The 1,078-nt window shown below is 77.2% G+C and carries 2 pseudogenes; both read left to right on the top strand.

Annotated elements, in window-relative coordinates:
- A pseudogene (locus Q6969_RS15885) lies at positions 1–383 on the top strand (serine/threonine protein kinase); the annotation flags it as partial.
- A pseudogene (locus tag Q6969_RS15880) lies at positions 380–1,078 on the top strand (fibronectin type III domain-containing protein); the annotation flags it as partial. The pseudogenes Q6969_RS15885 and Q6969_RS15880, both read left to right, overlap by 4 nt.

Genomic DNA, 1,078 nt, shown 5'->3' with positions numbered 1-1,078 from the left:
GGCCCGGCTTCCTCGCGCGGCACCGCATCGCGCTCATCGCGGCCGCCTCCGGCGCGGTCGTCGCGAGCGTGCTCGTCGGGGTGCTGCTCGGCGGCACCGGCGGGGGGGCGGCGCCCGGCGACATCCCCGTCGTGGGCGAGATCCAGGCGTCCGGCACGGCCGACGGCGTCCTGTTCTCCTGGCGCGACCCCGGGCTCGGCGCCGACGACGCCTACCAGGTGGTCCGCGACGGCGGGCTGCCGAGCACGCAGCGCGACACCACCTTCCGGGTGGCGACCGGCGCCGCCGGCGCGGGCGACCGCGCCTGCATCCGCGTGACGGTCACGCGCGACGGCATCGCTGGGGAGGCGTCGACCGAGAAGTGCGCGGAGCTGCCGCGATGATCCGCGAGTGGATCCGCCGTCACCGCCAGGCCGCGACGACCGTCACGGGCGGCGCCGTCGTGCTCGCCCTCCTCACGGGGTTCGCGCTCGTCAGCGACGGCTACGACGCGCAGCGCGTCGACCTCGACGACGGGTCCGTGTGGGTCGTGAACTCCGCGCAGCAGGCCATCGGCCGCGCGAACACCTCCGTGCTCGAGCTCGACAGCGTCGTCGACTCCCGCAGCGAGGACATCGACGTGCTCCAGGCCGGATCCACGGTGCTGCTCGCCGACCGCGGGAGCTCCCGCCTCGACGTGGTGGACGACGCGACGAGCGAGGTCGTCGACACCGCGCCGCTGCCCGCGGGCGCCGAGGTCATGCTCGCGGGATCCCGCGCCGCCATCCTCGTGCCCGCCACCGGCCAGCTGTGGCTCGTGCCCGTCGCCGGACTGTCGGCCTTCGACGCGGCCGGCGCCCCCACGCTCACGCTCGGCGCCGACGCGGTGGCGTCCATGGGCGACGACGGGACGCTGCTCGTGTACTCCGCGGCGACGGGGACGCTGTCGCGCATCCAGGCCGCCACGGACGACACCGTGCAGGAGACCGTCGACGTGGGGCGCGTGGGCGCGCCCGCGGCGGCCGAGGAGGCTGCGGGGGACCCGGCCGCCGACCCCGCCACCGCGCTCGCGGGGGAGACCGTCGCCGCGGGCGACGCC

Source organism: Clavibacter sp. MX14-G9D, from assembly GCF_032917815.1.
Lineage (GTDB): Bacteria > Actinomycetota > Actinomycetes > Actinomycetales > Microbacteriaceae > Clavibacter > Clavibacter michiganensis_K.
Note: the sequence above shows the minus strand (reverse complement) of the source record. Positions and strands in the feature narration are given on the sequence as shown.